Annotated in this window: 21 protein-coding genes and 1 tRNA gene; 9 read left to right on the forward strand and 13 right to left on the reverse strand. The window is 65.9% G+C overall.

The genetic code is table 11. The annotated features are described in order from the left end of the window. Positions 1–20 precede the first annotated feature (20 nt). Positions 21–410: a hypothetical protein gene (locus LRS53_RS23660; RefSeq protein WP_269216782.1), complete on the forward strand. Its 390-nt coding sequence runs from the start codon at positions 21–23 to the stop codon at positions 408–410. Positions 411–907: 497 nt separating this feature from the next. Here the strand turns inward: LRS53_RS23660 and LRS53_RS18135 are convergent, their stop codons facing one another. Then, on the reverse strand, positions 908–1,783 hold the full coding sequence (locus LRS53_RS18135; RefSeq protein WP_231356859.1) for a LysR substrate-binding domain-containing protein: 876 nt from the start codon (positions 1,781–1,783) through the stop codon (positions 908–910). A 102-nt stretch (positions 1,784–1,885) separates the two neighbouring features. On the opposite strand from LRS53_RS18135, the gene LRS53_RS18140 reads away from it, so the two are divergent. Both LRS53_RS18140 and LRS53_RS18145 read left to right on the forward strand, forming a co-directional pair. Beyond that, positions 1,886–3,073, forward strand: coding sequence for an MFS transporter (locus LRS53_RS18140; protein ID WP_173150320.1), 1,188 nt, complete (start codon positions 1,886–1,888; stop codon positions 3,071–3,073). A 106-nt stretch (positions 3,074–3,179) separates the two neighbouring features. Then, positions 3,180–3,539 (forward strand): hypothetical protein, encoded by a 360-nt coding sequence (locus tag LRS53_RS18145; protein ID WP_231356860.1) that lies wholly within the window; start codon positions 3,180–3,182, stop codon positions 3,537–3,539. Here LRS53_RS18145 and LRS53_RS18150 read toward each other — a convergent pair. From LRS53_RS18150 to LRS53_RS18190, 9 genes are all read right to left on the reverse strand, one after another. Next, on the reverse strand, positions 3,512–4,423 hold the full coding sequence (locus LRS53_RS18150; RefSeq protein ID WP_064309314.1) for a LysR family transcriptional regulator: 912 nt from the start codon (positions 4,421–4,423) through the stop codon (positions 3,512–3,514). The two genes, LRS53_RS18145 and LRS53_RS18150, sit on opposite strands and share 28 nt — an antisense overlap. 167 nt (positions 4,424–4,590) lie before the next feature. After that, positions 4,591–5,691 carry a redox-regulated ATPase YchF gene (gene ychF, locus LRS53_RS18155; RefSeq protein WP_017641092.1) on the reverse strand — a complete coding sequence of 367 codons (1,101 nt, stop codon included), beginning with the start codon at positions 5,689–5,691 and terminating at the stop codon, positions 4,591–4,593. A gap of 42 nt (positions 5,692–5,733) precedes the next feature. Beyond that, positions 5,734–6,318, reverse strand: coding sequence for an aminoacyl-tRNA hydrolase (gene pth / locus LRS53_RS18160; protein WP_231356861.1), 585 nt, complete (start codon positions 6,316–6,318; stop codon positions 5,734–5,736). A 34-nt stretch (positions 6,319–6,352) separates the two neighbouring features. Further along, entirely contained in the window at positions 6,353–6,976 is a 624-nt protein-coding gene (locus tag LRS53_RS18165) for a 50S ribosomal protein L25/general stress protein Ctc (protein ID WP_160924128.1), read from the reverse strand. Positions 6,977–7,098: 122 nt separating this feature from the next. After that, entirely contained in the window at positions 7,099–8,040 is a 942-nt protein-coding gene (locus tag LRS53_RS18170; RefSeq protein ID WP_017641089.1) for a ribose-phosphate pyrophosphokinase, read from the reverse strand. 41 nt (positions 8,041–8,081) lie between these two features. Beyond that, positions 8,082–8,156, reverse strand: a tRNA-Gln gene (locus tag LRS53_RS18175). Between the two features lie 25 nt (positions 8,157–8,181). After that, complete coding sequence (gene ispE / locus LRS53_RS18180) at positions 8,182–9,042, reverse strand: 4-(cytidine 5'-diphospho)-2-C-methyl-D-erythritol kinase (protein ID WP_081594587.1); 861 nt, start codon at positions 9,040–9,042, stop codon at positions 8,182–8,184. Beyond that, a complete protein-coding gene (gene lolB / locus LRS53_RS18185; protein WP_231356862.1) occupies positions 9,039–9,659 on the reverse strand; it encodes a lipoprotein insertase outer membrane protein LolB in 621 nt (206 codons plus the stop codon). Before lolB ends, ispE begins: the two co-directional genes overlap by 4 nt. Next, positions 9,656–11,380, reverse strand: a complete 1,725-nt coding sequence (locus tag LRS53_RS18190; protein WP_231356863.1) for a tetratricopeptide repeat protein — start codon at positions 11,378–11,380, stop codon at positions 9,656–9,658. Before LRS53_RS18190 ends, lolB begins: the two co-directional genes overlap by 4 nt. A 244-nt stretch (positions 11,381–11,624) precedes the next feature. On the opposite strand from LRS53_RS18190, the gene hemA reads away from it, so the two are divergent. From hemA to LRS53_RS18220, 6 genes are all read left to right on the forward strand, one after another. Next, on the forward strand, positions 11,625–12,893 hold the full coding sequence (gene hemA, locus LRS53_RS18195) for a glutamyl-tRNA reductase (protein ID WP_017641085.1): 1,269 nt from the start codon (positions 11,625–11,627) through the stop codon (positions 12,891–12,893). Continuing rightward, positions 12,890–13,972 carry a peptide chain release factor 1 gene (prfA, locus tag LRS53_RS18200; RefSeq protein WP_231356864.1) on the forward strand — a complete coding sequence of 361 codons (1,083 nt, stop codon included), beginning with the start codon at positions 12,890–12,892 and terminating at the stop codon, positions 13,970–13,972. The genes hemA and prfA overlap by 4 nt, the downstream gene beginning before the upstream one ends. 3 nt (positions 13,973–13,975) lie before the next feature. Beyond that, a complete protein-coding gene (prmC, locus tag LRS53_RS18205; RefSeq protein WP_231356865.1) occupies positions 13,976–14,806 on the forward strand; it encodes a peptide chain release factor N(5)-glutamine methyltransferase in 831 nt (276 codons plus the stop codon). Further along, complete coding sequence (locus LRS53_RS18210; RefSeq protein ID WP_231356866.1) at positions 14,800–15,555, forward strand: molybdopterin-synthase adenylyltransferase MoeB; 756 nt, start codon at positions 14,800–14,802, stop codon at positions 15,553–15,555. Before prmC ends, LRS53_RS18210 begins: the two co-directional genes overlap by 7 nt. After that, the gene (gene murI / locus LRS53_RS18215) at positions 15,548–16,339 is read left to right on the forward strand and encodes a glutamate racemase (RefSeq protein ID WP_231356867.1); all 792 of its coding nucleotides are present in this window, start codon (positions 15,548–15,550) and stop codon (positions 16,337–16,339) included. Before LRS53_RS18210 ends, murI begins: the two co-directional genes overlap by 8 nt. A gap of 152 nt (positions 16,340–16,491) precedes the next feature. Then, positions 16,492–17,019: an acyloxyacyl hydrolase gene (locus tag LRS53_RS18220; protein ID WP_017641080.1), complete on the forward strand. Its 528-nt coding sequence runs from the start codon at positions 16,492–16,494 to the stop codon at positions 17,017–17,019. 28 nt (positions 17,020–17,047) lie between these two features. On the opposite strand, the gene LRS53_RS18225 is transcribed toward LRS53_RS18220, so the two are convergent. The 3 genes from LRS53_RS18225 to LRS53_RS18235 are packed head-to-tail and all read right to left on the reverse strand — an operon-like array spanning position 17,048 to position 20,371. Further along, positions 17,048–18,469 (reverse strand): cryptochrome/photolyase family protein, encoded by a 1,422-nt coding sequence (locus tag LRS53_RS18225; protein WP_231356868.1) that lies wholly within the window; start codon positions 18,467–18,469, stop codon positions 17,048–17,050. Further along, positions 18,466–19,410, reverse strand: coding sequence for a MerR family transcriptional regulator (locus LRS53_RS18230; RefSeq protein ID WP_231356869.1), 945 nt, complete (start codon positions 19,408–19,410; stop codon positions 18,466–18,468). Before LRS53_RS18230 ends, LRS53_RS18225 begins: the two co-directional genes overlap by 4 nt. Further along, positions 19,400–20,371 (reverse strand): YbgA family protein, encoded by a 972-nt coding sequence (locus LRS53_RS18235; protein ID WP_231356870.1) that lies wholly within the window; start codon positions 20,369–20,371, stop codon positions 19,400–19,402. Before LRS53_RS18235 ends, LRS53_RS18230 begins: the two co-directional genes overlap by 11 nt. Positions 20,372–20,398 lie beyond the last annotated feature (27 nt).

Genomic DNA, 20,398 nt, shown 5'->3' on the forward strand with positions numbered 1-20,398 from the left:
TGGCTTTCTAGGATGGCTGCATGTCTTCCGGAGCCACGCCCATGAACCTCGCCACCTTCCGCAACGCCCTTCGCCTGCTGGCCTGCGCCGGCTTCCTCGCCCTGCTGGGCGGCTGCGCCAACTCCCACAACGCCTACCTCAAGGATGGCAGTACTGCCTACCTGGTGCAGTGCAACGGAGTCTTCGGCAGCTGGTCCGGCTGCGCCGGCGAGGCGGCCGCACGCTGCCCCACCGGCAGCTACCAGGTCCTTGCCCGCAACCACCTGGACGGCGCCAGCGAAGCCCAGGCCGAGGCCAGCGTCGCCGGCCAGTCCTATCCGGTGCGCAACCTGCTGGTGCAGTGTCAGGGCGAACAACTGGCCTGGCGAGTGGGCAACTTCGTGCGCCGGCTGCCGGTGAGCGAGGGGTGAGGGTAGCTCAGCGGACTGCCGCGTTTTCCAGGCTGTGGCGCTGTAGTCAGACCGTAGGTTGGGTTGAGACGGCTCTATCGTCGAAGCCCAACAGGGATGCTCAGCCTTGGGCAATGTTGGGCTTTGCTGCGCTCAACCCAACCTACGAGTGTCCGTAGGCGCGGCGCATCGGCGGACCACCAGCGCCGCTATAAAGCGCGCGGACGGCACTCAGACCGTAGGTTGGATTGAGATGGCTCCAGCGTCGAAGCCCAACAGGGATGTTCAGCCTTGGGCGATGTTGGGCTTCGCTGCGCTCAACCCCACCTGCGCGGGCTCTTAGCCGTGGCCGCATCGGCGGACCACCATGCGAGCGGACGGCGGTCAGACCGTAGGTTGGGTTGAGACGGCTCTATCGTCGAAGCCCAACAGGGATGTTCAGCCTTGGGCGATGTTGGGCGTCGCTGCGCTCAACCCAACCTACGAGGGCGCCGTGGGCGCGGCCGCAGCGGCGAGGGCTACTCCGCCAGGGCCTCTTCCAGCACCTTGAGGAATTCCCGCGTCGCCGGTGTCGGCAGCGGCGACCAGATGGCATGGACGTTACGCTGGGGCGCATCGCTGACCGGCACCCGGGCGAGGCCGGCGAAGGTGCTGGCGATACTGTCAGGCACCAGACCGATCGCCAGCCCACGCCGGACGAAGCGTTCCAGCAACTGCATGTTGCCCGTCTCGAAACGCACCCGATGGGGTAGGCCCAGGGCGGCGAAGGCCTCGTCGGTCTGCCGCCGCGCGCCGCTGCCGGCCGGCAGGTCCACCAGCGGCAGATCCACCAGCTCGTGCAGCGACAACCTTTCCCGGCTCGCCAGGGCGTGCGCCGCCGGCAGTACCGCCACCAGCTCTTCGCTGAGCAGCAGCCGATTGTCGACCCCCTCCAGTCGCACCTGGCGCGACACCCCGATCAGGGCGAAATCCAGTTGCCGCTCGCGCACCGCCGCCAGCAGCGTCTCGCTCTTGTCCTGGCGCAGCTCGATGTCCACCTGGGGATGGCGGGTATGGAAGGTGGCCAGTAGCTCGACGATGTCCAGCCGCGGCACCGAGGAGATCAGGCCCACTGTCAGACTACCGCGAATGGCGCCGACCGCCGCAGCCACGTCCTGCCGCGCTCTTTCCACCGCCGCCAGCGCCTGGCGCGCCTGGACCAACAGCGCCTCGCCGGCGGGGGTGATGCGTACCTGACGCGGCAGGCGCTCGAACAGGGTGGCGCCCAGCTCGGCTTCCAGCCGGGCGATCTGATGGCTGAGCGCCGACTGCACCACATGGCAACGCTCGGCGGCGCGGGTGAAGTGGCACTCTTCAGCCAGGGCGACGGCGAATTCCAGCTGCTTGAGATTCACGGCGCTATCTTGAAATGAGATCAAGGTCATCTTAACGATTCATTTAACCGATAGCTGCCGTTGTTCGATACTGATCAGCCTCTCTCTTGCCGGAACCTGCGGATGTCGACTCCCACGCCTCCTCTCAGCCGCTGGCTGACCCTGCTCATGGCCGTCGCCACCGGCATCGCCGTGGCCAGCAACTACTACAACCAGCCGTTGCTGCACACCATCGCCCAGCGCTTCGACCTCAGTTATACCCAGGCCGGCAGCATCGTCACCACCGCCCAGCTCAGCTATGCCGCCGGTCTCCTGCTGCTGGTGCCCCTGGGGGATCTCCTGGAGCGCCGCCGGCTGATCGTCACCATGAGCGTGATCGCCGCCGCCGGCCTGGCCCTGAGTGCCACCGCCACCAGCCTGACCTGGCTGCTAGTGGGCACCGCCATGACCGGACTCTTCTCGGTGGTGGCCCAGGTGCTGGTGCCCTTCGCCGCGACCCTGGCCGCGCCGGAGCAGCGGGGCAGGGCGGTGGGCACCGTCATGAGCGGACTCATCCTCGGTATCCTGCTGGCCCGCACCGTGGCCGGGGCGCTGTCGTCCCTGGGCGACTGGCGTACCGTCTACGCCGTGGCGGCTGGGCTGATGCTGGCCACCGCCCTGGCCCTGCGTCTGGCACTGCCGCGCTATCAGCAGTCGGCGGGCCTGAGCTATCCGCGGCTGCTGGGTTCGGTGTTCGTGCTCTTGCGCGACGAACCTCTGCACCGGCTACGCACCCTGCTGGGCTGCCTGGGCTTCGCTGTCTTCGCGGTGTTCTGGACGCCCCTGGCCTTTCTGCTGGCCGCCGAGCCCTATGGCTTCAGCGATGGCACCATTGGCCTGTTCGGTCTCGCCGGGGCAGTGGGGGCGCTGGCCGCCAACCTGGCCGGGCGCATGGCCGACCAGGGCAAGGGTGGTCTCGCCACCAGCATCGGCCTGGCCTCCCTGACCCTCGCTTGGCTGCCATTGGCCTTCGCCCAGCAATCGCTGGCGGCGCTGCTGGTCGGCATCCTGGTGCTGGATCTCGCCGTGCAGCTCAGCCACGTCAGCAACCAGAACGTGGTCTACCGCCTGCGCCCGGAGGCCCGCAGCCGCCTCAACGCCGGCTACATGACCGGCTACTTCCTCGGCGGCTCCCTGGGTTCGCTGCTGTCGGCGCGGCTGTACGAGCACTTCGGCTGGACCGGCGTCAGTCTGGCCGGATGCCTGCTGGCCGCCACGGCGCTGGCTGTCTGGTGCCTGTTCCTGCTGCGCCAGCGTCAGGCGCGGGCCTGAACGCCATCATCAGCGCGGTCGATGATCGCTATCCCGCGGGACGATTTCTAGGCGCGGGGTGGGCTGGTGACAATGAGTCCACACCCACCCGACACAGGTACTCGCCATGAAAGCCCTCACCGCTCTCTTCGCCGCCACCCTGCTCACCACCGCCATGGCCCAATCCGCCCAGGCTGAGGAAAGCGCCCTGCGCCCCCTGGGTTCGCTGATCGAAAAGCACCAGCAGCAGGATCGCACCCTGGCCGAGAACGGCACTGATCGCAGCCTGCAGCCGTCGATCCAGCGCCAGCAGCAGCGTCTCGACCCGCGTCGTGCCCTGGCTGAAAACGGCGCCGAGCGCAGTCTGCAGCCGGCGATCCAGCGTCAGCAGCAGCGTCTGGATGGCCAACGCCTGGCTGCCGACGGCGCCGAGCGAACCCTCCAGCAGTGGCCCCAGCGTCAACCGACCCGCGGCGCCGTGGCGTGAGTCGGCTGAACCGTCAGGCGGTCGCGCAGATAGTCCGAGAACAGTTGGACGATGCGCGCCGACTGACGATGCTGGGGATAGACCGCATAGACCGCCGCGCTGGGCAGGGCGAAGTCTTCCAGCACCTGCACCAGCGCCCCTGAGGCCAGCGCCGCGCCGATGATGAAGGTCGGCAGTACCGCGATGCCCTGACCGGCGATGGCCGCATCCCGCACCACCTCTCCGTTGTTGGCCCTGAGCTGACCCTGCATGGGCAGCACCAGCGGCTTGCCTCCACGCTGAAAGCGCCATTCCACCTGGCGACCATGGCCATAGAGCAGACAGCTGTGCTCGGCCAGATCCTCCGGCTGCAGCAGCGGCGGCGCCTTCTGTAGATAATCCGGACTGGCACAGGTCACCAGTTGCATCTCGGTCAGCCGCTTGGCGATCAGGCTGGAATCGGCCAGGGTGCCGATACGGATCGACATGTCATAGCCCTCCGCCAGCAGATCCACCGCCCGGTCATTGAGATCCAGCTCCAGGCGGATCTGCGGATAGGCCGAGAGAAAATCCGGCAGCAGGGGACTCAGGTGCAGGGTGCCGAAGGTCATGGGCGCACTGACTCTCAGCACCCCCTGGGGCACCGTCCGCCGGCTGGAGAGCAATTCCTCGGTGTCGTTGACGTCCTCGAGGATCTTCACCGCCCGCTCATAGAGCAGCATCCCCAATTCCGTCGCCTGCAGGCGTCGCGTGGTGCGATTGAGCAGCCGCACCCCCAGACTTTCCTCCAATGCCATGGTCCGCCGGCTGACGAACTGCTTGGACAGCCCCAGCTTGTCGGCGGCGGCGGTGAAGCTGCCCTCGTTCAGGGTGGTGACGAACAGGCGCAGGTCATCGAAATTCATGGCGGCATCCAGGCAGCGGGTCGAGCTATAGGCGATCGGACGACCGTCATTGTGCCAAATCGACGATCTATGAGCCGTGCCTTTGCGCTGCGACAGTTAATCTCCGCGCAAAAGAAAACCCCCTCGCCACCTTGCCGTGAGGAGGGGGTTCTGGCGTTCGCCGTCGCTTAGACGTTGAAGCGGAAGTGCATGACATCGCCGTCCTTGACGATGTAGTCCTTGCCTTCCAGGCGCCACTTGCCGGCTTCCTTGGCGCCGTTCTCGCCCTTGAAGGCGATGAAGTCGTCATAGGCCACCACTTCGGCGCGGATGAAGCCCTTCTCGAAATCGGTGTGGATGGCCGCGGCCGACTGGGGCGCGGTGGCGCCGACGCGGACGGTCCAGGCACGGACTTCCTTCACCCCGGCGGTGAAGTAGGTCTGCAGGTTGAGCAGTTCGTAGCCGGCGCGGATCACCCGGTTCAGGCCCGGCTCTTCCATGCCCATGGACTCGAGGAACATCTGCTTTTCCTCGTCGTCGTCCAGTTCGGCGATTTCCGCCTCGATCTTGTTGCACACCGGCACCACCACGGCGCCTTCTTCCTCGGCGATGGCGCGGACCACGTCCAGGTGCGGGTTATTCTCGAAGCCGTCTTCGGCGACGTTGGCGATGTACATCACCGGCTTGCTGGTCAGCAGGTGGAAGCTGCGCACCAGGCGCTTCTGCTCCTCGTCCAGCCCCTTCATCAGGCTACGAGCAGGCTTGCCGGCCTCGAAGTGGGGGATCAGCTGTTCCAACAAGGCCTTTTGCGCCAGGGCTTCCTTGTCGCCGCCCTTGGCGTTGCGGGTGACGCGCTGCAGCTGCTTCTCGCAGCTGTCGAGGTCGGCGAAGATCAGCTCCAGGTCGATCACCTCGATGTCCCGCTTGGGATCCACCGAGTTCGACACGTGGATGACGTTCTCGTCTTCGAAGCAGCGCACCACATGGGCGATGGCATCGGTCTCGCGAATGTTGGCGAGAAACTTGTTGCCCAGGCCTTCACCCTTGGAGGCACCCGCCACCAGGCCGGCGATGTCGACGAACTCCATGGTAGTGGGGATCACCCGCTCGGGCTTGACGATCTCCGCCAGGGCGTTCAGCCGCGCATCGGGCATGGGCACGATGCCGCTGTTGGGCTCGATGGTGCAGAAGGGGAAGTTTTCCGCCGCGATACCGGATTGGGTCAGGGCATTGAACAGGGTGGACTTGCCGACGTTGGGCAGGCCGACGATGCCGCAATTGAATCCCATGGTGTGTGTCCTCGCGGAAGAAAAGGAAGAGGGTAGGGTAGGTCAGGCTTTGCGGCTGTGCAGGCGTTGCATGGCCCGGGTCAGGTCGCCGGAGAGCAGCTCCGGTACCACTTCCAGGGCGGCGTCGATGCTGGTGTCGAGCAGCTCCTGCTCGCTGCGCGGGGCGCGACCCAGCACGAAGTTGGAGACCAGGCTGGCATGCCCCGGATGGCCGATGCCCAGACGTAGACGCTGGAAACCGTTCTGATTGCCGAGCTGGGCGATGATGTCGCGCAGTCCGTTGTGCCCCCCATGGCCGCCGCCGGTCTTGAGGCGGGCGGTGCCGGGTGGCAGGTCGAGTTCGTCATGGGCCACCAAAATGGCCGCCGGCGGGATGCGAAAAAAGCCGGCGAGTGCCGCCACGGCCTGGCCGCTGCGGTTCATATAGGTGGTGGGGATGAGTAGACGAACCTCGTTGCCCGCGTGGCGAAAGCGCCCCACGAGGCCATGATACTTGCGCTCGGCAGCCAGGCTCGCGCCTTGGGCGGCTGCCAGTCGCTCAACGAAAAGGGCCCCTGCATTATGCCGGGTCTGGTCGTATTCGGGACCTGGATTACCCAGGCCGACGATCAGTTGAACGGCAGTCATGTCAGGAGCCCTTCTCTTTCAGGCGTGCGCGAACTTACTCGGCAGCGCCTTCTTCGGCAGCGCCGTCTGCAGCTTCTTCACGGATGCGCGGCAGGTGGATGCTGGCAACCGGCAGATCGCTGCCGTGGGCCAGGGACACCAGCTCGACGCCAGCCGGGACGTTCAGGTCGCTCAGGTGCACGATCTGGTCCAGCTCGACCTTGGCCATGTCGACTTCGATGAATTCCGGCAGGTCTTTCGGCAGGCAGGAGACTTCGACTTCGTTGATGGTGTGCAGGATCTCGCCACCCTGTTGCTTCACGCCCACGGAGGTTTCCTGGTTCATGAAGTGCAGGGGTACGTGAGCGGTCAGCTTCTGACCGGCGATGACGCGCAGGAAGTCGGCGTGCATGACGTAGCCCTTGGAGGGATGACGCTGCAGGGCCTTGACCAGGACGCTTTCGTTGCTGCCATCGACCTTCAGGGTGATGACGCTGGCGAAGGCGGCTTCGCTTTCCAGCATCTTGGCCAGGTCTTTGCCGACCAGGGTGATGGACGTCGGGGCCTTGTCGCCACCGTAGATCACGGCAGGAACGTTACCGGCATTACGACGCAGGCGGCGGCTCGCACCTTTCCCCAGGTCGGAACGCACTTCGGCATTCAGAGTGAAATCTACCATTGTGAATCTCCAGGATAAGGAATCGGCAGGCCGAGACTTGCGACCAGTTCTACGGCCCTACCGACTAAAAAGCCCCGGGGGGTCTCCTCGACCTTCCGGGGCGCTTCCAGAGCGGCTGTTCCTTAACGGAACATCGCGCTGATGGATTCTTCGTTGCTGATCCGGCGTACCGCCTCGGCCACCACCGGCGCGATGTCCAGTTGGCGGATACGGCTGCAGGCCTGAGCCGCGGCGGACAGCGGGATGGTGTTGGTCACCACCAGCTCGTCCAGCACGGAGTTGTCGATGTTCTCGATGGCGCGACCCGACAGCACCGGGTGGGTGCAGTAGGCCAGGACCTTGGCGGCGCCGTGTTCCTTCAGCGCCTTGGCCGCGTGGCACAGGGTGCCGGCGGTATCGACCATGTCGTCGACCAGCACGCAGGTGCGGTCCTGGATGTCACCGATGATGTGCATCACTTCCGACTGGTTGGCCTTGGGCCGGCGCTTGTCGATGATCGCCAGGTCCACACCCAGGCTCTTGGCCACGGCACGCGCACGCACCACGCCGCCGATGTCCGGGGAGACGATCATCAGATTTTCGAAACGCTGGTCTTCGATGTCATCCACCAGGGCGGGGGAGCCGTAGATGTTGTCCACGGGAATATCGAAGAAGCCCTGGATCTGGTCGGCGTGCAGGTCGACGGTGAGCACGCGATTGATGCCCACCACGGTCAGCATGTCGGCCACGACCTTGGCGCTGATGGCGACCCGCGCGGAACGCGGACGGCGATCCTGGCGCGCATAGCCGAAATAGGGGATGACTGCGGTGATACGAGTCGCCGAGGAGCGGCGGAAGGCATCGGCCATCACCACCAGTTCCATCAGGTTGTCGTTGGTCGGCTCGCAGGTAGGCTGGATGATGAAGACATCCTTGCCCCGTACGTTCTCGTTGATTTCGACGCTGATCTCGCCATCGGAGAATTTTCCGACGGAGACGTCACCGAGAGGGATGTGCAGCTGGCGCACGATGCGCCGTGCCAGATCGGGGTTGGCGTTCCCCGTGAAGACCATCATCTTGGACACGCTGCAGTTCCTGCGGCTTGAGGTGGGTCTTGGAAGGAAAATGGCAGGGGCGGCTGGATTCGAACCAACGCATGGCAGGATCAAAACCTGCTGCCTTACCGCTTGGCGACGCCCCTGTATCTTGCAGAGTACTAGCTGTACTCATTCTCTGGTCAGGCTTGCCAGCGCCCGGTGCAACATGGAAGTGTTGCTGCCTTTGGCTACGAAGCCTGGAAGTGATGCTGGTAGCTGGCTAGCTACTGTATCAGCTTCGGTCTTATTTGGAAAGCTTCCAAATATGCAACCTCCAGTGCCGGTTAATCTAGCTGAAACAAATTTGTTTAGCAAGATCAAAGCGTTACGAATTTCTGGGTAACGCCTTTCAACCGTACTCTGGCAGTCGTTTCGACCTGACCACTTGAGAACGGCGCAAACTTTAATGGCGGGAGTGTCCCGTGTCAACAGCGGATCTGAAAAAATTTCTGCTGTACTTACAGAGACTTGCGGCACTGCCACGAGATACCAGGGTTCTGGCGGCGCGACGGGGGTGAGCTTTTCCCCCACGCCCTCGGCGAAGGCGGCCTGGCCGCGGACGAATACCGGCACGTCGGCGCCCAGGCGCAGCCCCAGCGCCGCCAGGTCGTCGAGGCTGGCGCCCAGGCCCCAGAGATGGTTGAGGCCGAGCAGGGTGGTGGCGGCATCCGAACTGCCGCCACCGATGCCGCCACCCATGGGCAGGCGCTTGGTCAGCCAGAGGTCGGCGCCCTGGCGGGTACCGCTTGCTTCCTGCAGCAGGCGAGCCGCGCGCAGGATGAGATTCTGTTCGGGGGCGACGCCCGGCAGGCCGTCGTGCAGGTGTAGTTCGCCGTCGTCGCGCCCGGCGAAGCCCAGGTCGTCGCCCCAGTCGAGAAACTGAAACAGTGTCTGCAGTTCGTGATAGCCGTCCGGGCGGCGACCAAGGATGTGCAGGAACAGATTGAGCTTGGCCGGCGCCGGCAGGGTGAAGGCGGGCGCCGGGGTCATTTGCCCAGCTCGCGCGGCTGCCAGGTCTTCACCACCAGGATGACTTCCAGGTCCTTGCCGGTGAGCTTGAGGCGCTCGGGCAGGGTGTAGCCGCTCTGCTCGGTGTAGCGGGTGTACTCGACGGTCCAGCCGTCCTGTACCAGACGTGCCAGGTGGCTGTCGGCGTCCAGGGTCAGCTGGCTGCGACTGTCCGGCGCCGGCAGGCCGCGCACCCACCAGAGCAGGTGCGAGACCGGCAGGCGCCAGCCGAGTTGCTGTTCCAGCAGGGCTTCCGGGGAATCGGCCTGATAGCTGCCCTGGCCGGAGACGTCGAGGGTGACGGCGCCCGGACGCCCGGTGAGACGGGTGGCGCCACGGCCCAGGGGGCCGGCCAGACGGATATCGTAGTAGTCCTGGCGCTGCAGCCAGAACAGGGTGCCGCTGCCGGAATCGCGCGGGGCGCGGATGCCGACCTTGCCGTCGATCTGCCAGCCGTCGAGGGCAGCGATACGTTTTTTATGAGCCTGCCATTGGGCAGCGTTGCCCTGGCCTTCCACGGCCTCCTGGCGAGAGGTGCTGGCGCAACCGGCCAGCAGTGCGAGCAGCAACAGGGTGACTAAGGTACGGACGCGGATCATCGGAGGGTTTCGCTTCCAGTCAGGCGTTTGAGGGTACTGCGCAGGATGGCGTCATCGGCGTCGGCGTCGAGGCCCACGCGCCAGACCTTGCGCGCTTCGCTGCGCTTGCCCTGGGCCCAGAGCACCTCGCCCAGGTGGGCCGCCACTTCGGCATCGGGGAAGCGCTCGTAGGCCTGGCGCAGATAGCGCTCGGCGTCGGCCAGCTGGCCCTGGCGATAGCGGATCCAGCCCATGCTGTCGAGGATGGCCGGATCGTCCGGGCTCAACTGGTGGGCCTTGTCGATCAGCTGGCGCGCCTCGTCCAGCCGCGGCGTGCGATCGGCCAGGGTGTAGCCGAGGGCATTGAGCGCCATGGCGTTGTCGGGGTCGTGGGCGATGATGTAGCGCAGATCTCTTTCCAGCTGCCCGAGGTCGCCGCGCTTTTCCGCCAGCATGGAGCGGACATAGAGCAGGTTGAGGTCGTTGGGATACTGCTGCAGGGCCTGCTGCACGGTCTGGTCGGCGAGGGCGGTCTGGTCGGCACTGGCCAGGCCTTCGACTTCCAGCAGATAGAGCGGCACGGCGTATTCGCTCTGGCGCTTGCGCGCCTCGGCCAGGCGTTGACGGGCCTCGGCGATGCGGCCGCTGCCGAGCAGGATTTCCGCCTGACGCTGTTGGGCGGCCAGGTAGTCGGTGCCCGGGCCGACCTGGGCGTATTCGGCCAGCGCCTGTTCGGGCTGGTCGAGTTCTTCGTAGCTGCGGCCCAGGTTGAGGTGCGCGGCGTCCACGTGGCTGCCGCGGTCGATCAGTTCCTTGAGATAGATCTGGGCTTCGCGCCAGGCCTGGGCTTCCAGGCAGACCAGCGCCAGGGAGAATCTCAGGTCATCGTCGTCCGGGAACTGAGTGACCAGTTCGGCGAACTCGCGCTTGGCCTGGTCCAGGCGATCCAGCTCCACCAGCAACCGGGCATGGGCCAGGCGCAGGCGGCGGTCTTCCGGATGCTGACGGACGCCGGCTTCGAGCAGCGGCAAGGCCTCGGCGCTGCGGTCCTGGCTCTGCAGCAGGCGCGCACGCAGGAGCAGGGGCGCGACTTCGCGCTTGGCCGCCGGATTGCGCTCCAGCAATTTCAGCGCCTCGTCGGCGCGGCCGTCCTGTTGCAGCAGCAGAGCCTTGCCGAACAGCAACTGACCGTTGTGCGGATACTTGGCCAGCAGCCGATCGAAGCTCTTGAGCAGCCCGGCGCGGGTGGTCTCGTCGGTTTCCGCCGCGGACAGGGCGAGGAAGTCGAAGTGGGTGTCGCCCTGGCCCTGGAGCACCCGCTCCATATAGGCCATGGACTCGTCATAGCGGCCGGCGCGGGCCAGCATGATGGCGGCGGCGCGCTGGGCATCCAGGTTGTCGGGGGCGTTGCGCGCCCAGATCTGCGCGGTTTCCAGCGCCGGGGTATCGGCGCCCAGGTATTCGGCGATGCGGAAGGCGCGCTCGGCGATGCCCGGATCCTGGGTCGACTTGGCCTGTTCGACATAGTTGGTCAGGGCGATGTCGAATCGGTTGCGCTGGCCGGCCAACTCGCCGACCAGCAGGTCATAGAGGGTGTCTTCGCGAAAGGAGCCGGCCGGTTGCGGCGTGCTGGTCTTGGCGGTGGGCGGCGGGATGGCGGCAGCGGGCGTCGGCTGGCGGCCGAGGTTCTGGCAGCCGGCGAGCAGCAGGGCGGTCGTCAGCAGCGCAAGGTATCTGGTCATAGGGTCGGGGCGGCCTTTTTACAGTCGGTCCATCATGCCACAAGAGTCGCCGTGGCCGCGTTGCGCATGCGCAGCGGCCGGCCGAAAGTGCGGTGGTCGAGGCTGTTGACGCCTTTTGCCCGGCAAGATTCATTCGCTCAGGCTATGACGGCGATTGTCCGACGTCTCGTCGCTGCTGGTTGTCGCCACCGCCCGCGCGTAGGACAATGTTCGGCTTTCCCAATCCGTTCGACTGCTTGCGTCCATGGCCTTTCTCGCGCTCGGCATCAATCACAAGACCGCCTCGGTTGAGGTGCGCGAACGCGTGGCTTTCACTCCGGAGCAGACGGTCGAGGCCTTGCGCCAGCTGGAGCAGGCCACCCACAGTCGCGAAGCGGCGATTCTGTCCACCTGCAATCGCAGCGAACTCTACCTGGAGCTGGAGCCCAGCCTGGCGGAAGCCGTGCTGGCCTGGCTCGCCCAGTACCACCGGGTACCCCTGGAAGACCTGCGCGCCAGCATCTATCTGCACCAGGACGAGGCCGCGGTCCGCCACATGATGCGGGTGGCTGCGGGGCTGGATTCCATGGTGCTGGGCGAGCCGCAGATCCTCGGTCAGCTCAAATCGGCCTATGCCGTGGCCCGTGAGGCCGGCACCGTCGGTCCGCTGCTGGGCCGCCTGTTTCAGGCCACCTTCAATACCGCCAAGGCGGTGCGCACCGACACGGCGATCGGCGAGAACCCGGTATCCGTGGCCTTTGCCGCGGTCAGCCTGGCCAAGCAGATCTTCAGCGACCTCAGCCGCAGCCAGGCGCTGCTGATCGGCGCCGGCGAGACCATCACCCTGGTCGCCCGCCATCTCCATGAGCAGGGCGTGCGGCGCATCGTTGTCGCCAACCGCACCCTGGAACGCGCCAGCCACCTGGCGGAAGAATTCGGCGCCCATACCGTGCTGCTGGCCGACATTCCCGACGAACTGGTCAACAGTGACATCGTCATCAGCTCCACTGCCAGCCAGTTGCCGATCCTCGGCAAGGGCGCGGTGGAGCGGGCGCTCAAGCAGCGTCGCCACAAGCCCATCTTCATGGTCGATATCGCCGTGCCGCGCGACATCGAGCCGGAGGTGAGCGAGCTGGAAGACGTCTACCTCTATACGGTGGACGACCTGCACGAGGTGGTGGCGGAAAATCTCAAGAGTCGCCAGGGCGCCGCCCAGGCCGCCGAAAAGCTGGTGCTGGCTGGGGTCGAGGACTTCATGCAGCGGCTGCGCGAGCGCGCTGCGGTGGATGTGGTCCGCGCCTATCGCCAGCAGGGCGAGCAGATCCGCGACGACGAACTGGCCCGCGCCCAGCGCCAGCTGGCCAACGGCGCCGATCCCCAGGAAGCCCTGGCGGCCCTGGCGCGCAGCCTCACCAACAAGCTGATGCACGCACCGAGCGTACAGCTCAAGAAACTATCCGCCGAGGGGCGCATCGATGCGCTGACCCTGGCTCAGGAACTCTTCGCCCTCGACGAGGGTTTGGACAAGACATGAAGACCTCTCTGTTGCACAAGCTCGACGGTCTGCAGGACCGCTTCGAGGAGCTGACCGCGCTGTTGGGCGACGCCGAAGTCATCAGCGACCAGACCCAGTTCCGCGCCTATTCCAAGGAATACGCCGAGCTCGAGCCGGTCAGCCAGGCGTTCACCGAGTACCGCAAGGTGCAGGCCGATCTGGAGGGAGCCCAGGCGCTGCTCAAGGACAGCGATCCCGACCTGCGCGAGATGGCCGAGGAAGAGGTCGCCAGCGCCAAGGCGCGTTTGCAGGAGCTGGAAGACGAGCTGCAGCGCATGATGCTGCCACGCGATCCCAACGACGGCCGCAACGTCTTCCTGGAAATCCGCGCCGGTACCGGTGGCGACGAGGCGGCGATCTTCGCCGGCGACCTGTTCCGCATGTATTCGCGCTATGCCGAACGCCAGGGCTGGCGACTCGAGGTGCTCTCGGAGAACGAAGGCGAGCACGGCGGCTTCAAGGAGGTCATCGCCCGGGTCGAAGGCGACAGCGTCTACGCCAAGCTCAAGTTCGAATCCGGTGCGCACCGGGTGCAGCGGGTCCCGGAGACCGAGTCCCAGGGCCGCATCCACACCTCGGCCTGTACCGTGGCGGTGCTGCCCGAGCCTGACGAGCAGCAGGCCATCGAGATCAATCCGGCCGATCTGCGCGTCGACACCTATCGCTCCTCGGGCGCGGGCGGTCAGCACGTCAACAAGACCGACTCCGCGGTGCGCATCACCCACCTGCCCACCGGCATCGTGGTGGAGTGCCAGGAAGAGCGCTCCCAGCACAAGAACCGCGCCAAGGCCATGGCCTGGCTGTCGGCCAAGCTCAACGACCAGCAGGACGCGGCGGCGCACAAGGAGATGTCCGACACTCGCCGGCTGCTGGTGGGTTCGGGTGATCGCTCCGAGCGCATCCGCACTTACAACTTTCCCCAGGGCCGGGTGACCGATCACCGCATCAACCTGACCCTCTATTCCCTAGGCGAGGTGGTCAACGGTGACGTCCAGCAGATCATCGACCCGCTGCTGCAGGAATACCAGGCTGACCAGCTGGCAGCGCTGGGAGACTGAAGCATGGCCACCATCGGCGCCCTGTTGCGCGAAAGCCAGTTGCCGGATTCGCCCAGCGCTCGTCTCGACGTGGAACTGCTGCTGGCCGCCGCTCTGGACAAGCCGCGCAGCTACCTGCGCACCTGGCCGGAAAAACTGGTGCCACGCGAGGCCCTGGCACGTTTCCAGGCCGATCTCGAACGTCGCCGGCAGGGCGAGCCGGTGGCCTACATTCTTGGGCAGCAAGGCTTCTGGTCGCTGGACCTGGAAGTGAGCGCCGACACCCTGATCCCGCGGCCCGACACCGAGGTGCTGGTGGAAACCGCCCTGGCGCTGCCGCTGGCCGACGAGGTGCGGGTACTGGATCTGGGCACGGGTACCGGCGCCATCGCCCTGGCCCTGGCCCATGAACGGCCACGCTGGCAGGTCAGCGGCGTGGATCGCATCCCGGCGGCGGTGGCGCTGGCCCAGCGCAATGCCCAGCGCCTGCGCCTGAGTAACGTCACCTTTCAGCCCAGTCACTGGTTCGCCGCCCTCGCCGGGCAGCGCTTCGAGCTGATCGTCAGCAATCCCCCCTATATCGCCGGCAGCGATCGCCATCTCGACGAAGGCGATGTGCGTTTCGAGCCCCGTAGCGCCCTGGTGGCCGGTGCCGATGGCCTGGACGACATCCGCGAGCTGATCGGGGCGGCGCCCGCGCACCTGCAGCCGGGGGGCTGGCTGTGGCTGGAACACGGCTTCGACCAGGCCGCCGCGGTGCGCGAACTGCTGGTCCGCCAGGGTTTCGCCGAGGTCGAGAGTCGCCAGGACCTGGGTGGTCACGAACGCATCAGTGGAGGCCGCAGGCCATGCTGAGCGACGGCGAACTGCTGCGCTACAGCCGGCAGATCCTGCTGGCCCAGGTGGATATCGTCGGCCAGCTGCGGCTGAAGGACGCCAAGGTGCTCATCGTCGGCCTCGGTGGGCTGGGTTCGCCGGTGGCGCTCTATCTGGCCGCGGCCGGCGTCGGCGAATTGCACCTGGCCGATTTCGACCAGGTCGACCTGAGCAATCTGCAGCGCCAGGTGCTGCACGACGAGAGTCGCATCGGCCAGGGCAAGGTGGATTCCGCCCTGCAACGGCTGGCGACGCTCAATCCCGAGGTACGCCTGGTGCCGTGGCGCGAGGCGCTGGACGCCGACAGCCTGGCGGCGCGCGTCGCCGCGGTGGATCTGGTGCTGGACTGCTCGGACAACTTCACCACCCGGGCGGCGGTGAATGCCGCCTGCGTGGCCCAGGGGCGGCCGCTGGTGAGTGGCGCTGCCATTCGCCTGGAGGGCCAGCTCAGCGTCTTCGACCCGCGCCGCGCCGACAGTCCCTGCTACCACTGCCTCTATGGCGAGGGCAGCGAGGCCGAACTCAGTTGCAGCGAAGCCGGGGTGCTGGGTCCGGTGGTGGGCCTGGTGGGCAGTCTGCAGGCGCTGGAAGCGCTCAAGCTCCTGGCCGGTTTCGGCGAGCCGCTGGTGGGTCGGCTGCTGCTGGTGGATGCGGCAGGCAGCCGCTTCCGTGAATTGCGGGTCAAGCGCGATCCGGGTTGCCCGGTGTGCGGCGCCCGCCATGGCTGACGAGGCGCCGATCGGGGTCTTCGACTCAGGCGTCGGCGGCTTGTCGGTGCTGGCCGAGATACGGCAGCTGTTGCCGGCGGAAACCCTGCATTACGTCGCCGACTGCGGCCATATCCCCTATGGCGAAAAAACCCCTGCCTTCATCCGCGAGCGCTGCCAGCTGATCGCGGCGCGGCTGTACGCCCAGGGCGCCAAGGCGCTGGTGGTGGCCTGCAACACCGCCACCGTGGCGGCGGTCGCTGATCTGCGCGAACGCTATCCCCAGTGGCCCATCGTCGGCATGGAGCCGGCGGTTAAGCCGGCGGCCGCGGCTACCCGCAATGGCCGGGTCGGGGTGCTGGCCACCACTGGTACCCTGCAGAGCGCCAAGTTCGCCGCCCTGCTGGACCGCTTCGCCCTGGGCGTCCAGGTGCTGACCCAGCCCTGCCCGGGGCTGGTGGAGCAGGTCGAGCGCGGCGACCTGCAAGGCCCCGAGACCCGGCGTTTGCTGCAGGGCTTTCTCGAACCGCTGTTGGCGGCGGAGTGCGACACCCTGATCCTGGGCTGCACCCATTATCCCTTCCTGCGGCCCCTGCTGGTTGAGCTGGTGCCGCCGGAAGTCATCCTGGTGGATACCGGCGCCGCCGTGGCGCGGCGCTTGCAAAGTCTGCTGGCGCTGGCTGGACGCCTGGCCAGCGGGCCGGCCGGCCCGACGCACATCTGGACGTCTGGCCCACCCACCGAGCTAGGCGCGGTGTTGCCGCAGCTCTGGCCGGCAAGGGCCGAGGTAAAGGCGTTCGTCTGACTTTTCTGCCCGGGTTTCGCTCGCCAAACGGTCGTCCAGCGACTAGCATCCGACCCTGTAGGTAAAAATGTCCAAGGCTGTGAACACCTTCACGTCTTGATGGTCAATGCTGGCAGTTCGTAAAAACTAGAAACATCCATAAGGGCACTTTCATGAACAACAAATTGCTTTCCCTTGCAGTGGCCGCCGCGCTTTCGCTGGGTGGCATGGCGTCGGCACAGGCTGTGGAAATCACCGGGGCAGTCGGAGCCACCAGCCAGAGCGGTATGACCTATCGCATCGGTGCCGGTTGGAATTGGGACAAGAGCTGGTGGCAGAGCTCCACCGGCCGCCTGACCGGTTACTGGGATGCGGGCTACACCTATTGGGAAGGCGACAACGGGCGCTCTTCCGATCAGCATTCGTTGTCCTTCGCCCCGGTGTTCGTCTACGAATTCGGCCAGGGTCATGTGAAGCCCTTCGTCGAAGCCGGTATCGGCGTCGCGGTCTTCTCCAGCACCAAGGTCGGCGAGCAGGACCTGGGTTCGGCGTTCAACTTCGAAGACCGCATCGGCCTGGGCCTGAAGATTGGCGACACCCAGCGCGTCGGCATTCGCGCGACCCACTATTCCAACGCCGGCATCAAGCAGCCCAACGATGGCATCGAGTCCTATGCGCTGTTCTACAGCCACACCCTCTGATCCAGGGCTGATATGAAAAAAGCCGGACCTAGTCCGGCTTTTTCGTATCCGTCTTGCGCGCCATGCCGCGGTAGGTGGCCAGCGCCCGCTGGCGACTTTCGCCAAGGTCCACCAGGGGAGTGAGGTAACGGCCCCCCGGGGTGTGCACGGCCTTGCCCTTGAGCTCGGCCAGTTCCGGTACCCAGGTGCGCACATAGTCGCCGCGGGCATCGATCTTGAGCGCCTGGGTGTGGGGATTGAACACCCGAAAATAGGGCACCGAGTCGGTACCGGTGGAGGCGCTCCACTGCCAGCCACCGTTGTTGGAAGCCAGGTCGCCATCGATGAGATGCTGCATGAACCAGCGCTCGCCTTCGCGCCAGTCGATCAGCAGGTTCTTGCAGAGGAACATGGCGGTCAGCATGCGCATGCGGTTGTGCATCCAGCCAGTCTGCAAGAGCTGGCGCATGGCGGCGTCGATGAGGGGGATGCCGGTGCGCCCCTGTTGCCAGGCCGCCAGGCCCTCGGGGTCGTCGCGCCAGGGCAGGGCGGTCAGTTCTCGGTTGAACGGCTGGTGCCGCGAAACCCAGGGATAGCCCACCAGCACGTGGCGATAGAATTCGCGCCAGAGCAACTCGGTGATCCAGGTGGCGGCGCCCTGCATACCGCCGCTGAGCAGGCCGTCGTTGGCCCGAACCGCTGCCTGCAGGCACTGCCGTGGCGTCAGCACTCCCGCATTGAGATAGGCCGACAACTGGCTGGTACCGGGTTCTGAGGGGATGTCCCGCGCCTGGTGATAGTCGCCCAGATCCTCCTGGATGAAGGCTTCCAGGCGCTGCAGCGCCGCCTCTTCGCCGGCCGGCCACAGCCGTTGCACCTCGGGCGAGGGGGTAGCGAAGCCCTCGACCGAGCTGGGCGACTCGTCGGCCTGGAGCGGGCCCTTCCGCTGCTTGCCGGGAGCAGGCAGGGGCGCTGGCAGACCGGTTTCCAGGCGCGCCAGGCAGGTCTTCTTGAATTGGCCGAAGACCTTGAAATAACCCCCGCTCTTGGTCAGTACCGTTCCCGGCGCGAACAGCGTCTGGTCCAGATAGCGATGGGCGGCCAGCCCTGCCGCATCGAAGGCCTCTGCCACGGCGTCATCGCGGGCGGCTTCGTTGACGCCGTATTCGTCGTTGAAGTGCAGGTGTTCGATGCCCAACTCCCTGGCCAGGTCGAGCAACACCTGGGGTGCCTGCGCCCAGCGCTCGGCGTTGCGGATCAGCAAGGGAATGCCGAGGGACTTGAGCGTCTTGCCCAGGGCGGCGAGATTGCGCAGCCAGAAGTCGACCTTGACCGCGGCCTCGTCGTGCGCCTGCCACTGGGCAGGACTCAGCAGGAACACGGCCGTCACCGGCCCCTGTTCAGCGGCGGCGTGGAGAGCGGGGTGATCGAGGGTGCGCAGGTCGGTACGAAACCAGACGAGCTGACTCATGCATGCCGATCCTGACGCAGGAGTCCGGCACTTTGCAGGCGATCAAAGGCCTCGCCCGGACTACGCGCGGGGGCGGCGTCGGCGGTAAGGGATTCACCCAGGGCGCCCAGGGTCAGGCAGGGACGGGCATGGCGATTGGCAAAGGTCTGCAGCTGGCGACGCAGCTCGATGTCGGGCCGGCTGTCGCGGCAGAGAACCAGCGCCCGAGGTTCCAACTGCTCGACCAGGCGATCCAGATTCCCTGCGGGAACCGACCACTCCACCACTTCGACGGGGCAGTCCGCGGCACTGATCAACCAGGCGCAGAGCCACAGCGACACGTTCATGGGTGTAGGGTCGAGATTGAGCAGTACCAGCGGTGCACCGCGCAGGCTGTGCTGACTGTGGTAGATCCGCGCGCCCAGCTTGCTGCGCAGCCAGGACTGGAAAAACACCTGTTGCAGGCGACCGTCGTCGGTGGCCTGGCTGAGTCGCTCCAGTTCCCGCATCAGCGGCCACAGCAACTGATCCAGCAGCACCCGCGGTGGATAAAGGGAGGCGGCGCGGTTGTAGGCCTCATCCAGAACACGCGAGGCGAGCCGGCCAATGGCGTCCATCATCTCCTGGTGGATGCCCTGCCAGGGCGTATCGCTGGGCACCGCTGCCGGTCGTTGGTCGTCGAGCAGGCCCTTGACCTGGCTGACCGCCACACCGCGGGCGATCCAGGCGAGGATCTGCTGCACCCGAACCACATGGGCCTCGCTGTACAGCCGGTGTCCCTTTGGGGTGCGTTTGGGGACCAGCAGGCCGTAACGCCGCTCCCAGGCCCTCAGGGTCACGGCGTTGACGCCAGTACGCCGGGCGATTTCCCGGATGGGCAGCCAGCCTTCGTGCAAGGCGGACTGATAATCCTGCTCCTCGCCATTCGACGGTGAGGGCAAGGGAATGACGCTAGATGGCATTTCGCAGACTCAGACGTTCGGGGTGCGGTTGGAGATAGGCCTGCTCGTTCACATAACGATCCGGATGCTGGCGGAAGTGGTGCTTGAGCAGCGTCAGGGGCACGACCAAGGGGACGATGCCCTCGTGGTACTGCTCGATCAGCTGCTGCATTTCCTGCTTCTCGCTGTCGCTCAGGACCCGGCGCAGATAACCGAAGAGATGATAGAGCACATTGCAGTGAGTACCACGGGTAGCGCACTTTTTCAGTGCAATCATCAAGCCGCTGAAATACTCCTGACCCAGCTCGTCCAGATTGCGCTGACCGATGCTGCCGACCAACTGCCCAAGGGCCCGTGCACGATGGGCATCATGGGCCATGAGCTGGTACTTGTAGCGCGAATGATAGGACAGCAGCGCCCGCGCCGTCAGACCCTGTTGCAGCAGTTGCTGCCAATGGGCATGGGCAAAGACCCGCGTAACGAAGTTTTCCCGCAGCACCGCATCGTTCAGCCGACCGGCCTCTTCGACCGGCAGGTCCGGGCGTAGACGCATGATAGCGGCGGCGAACAGACCGCGGCCGTCGGTTTCACTGCCTTGGCCATTGGCGTGATAGACCTTGACCCTTTCCATGCCGCAAGAGGGCGACTTCTGCATGAAGATGAAGCCGGACAGGTCGGCGAGCTCGCCCGCCATCTTTTCCCCGTAGGCGGTCAGGGCGGCGGTCACGTCCAGGCTGGGATTCAAGGTGCCGACGGCGCGTGGCGCCTGGGAATCGCCCACCAGGCGGATGGGTTCGCGCGGCGTACCGAGGCCGATGGCCATCTCCGGGCAGACCCGGACGAAATCGAAATGCTCGGCGAAGGTCTGGCTGCAGAGCCGGGATTCCTTGTGTCCACCGTTGTAGCGGACTTCGTCACCCAGCAGGCAGGCACTGATGCCGAGGCGTGGACGGGGCAAGCTGGAAGAGGCGTTGGCAAGCATGGAGATCCCCTGTCGTGTGTTTTCTTG

Origin of the sequence: Pseudomonas sp. PLB05 (assembly GCF_021106615.1) — a bacterium.
Classification (GTDB): Bacteria; Pseudomonadota; Gammaproteobacteria; order Pseudomonadales; family Pseudomonadaceae; genus Chryseomonas; species Chryseomonas benzopyrenica.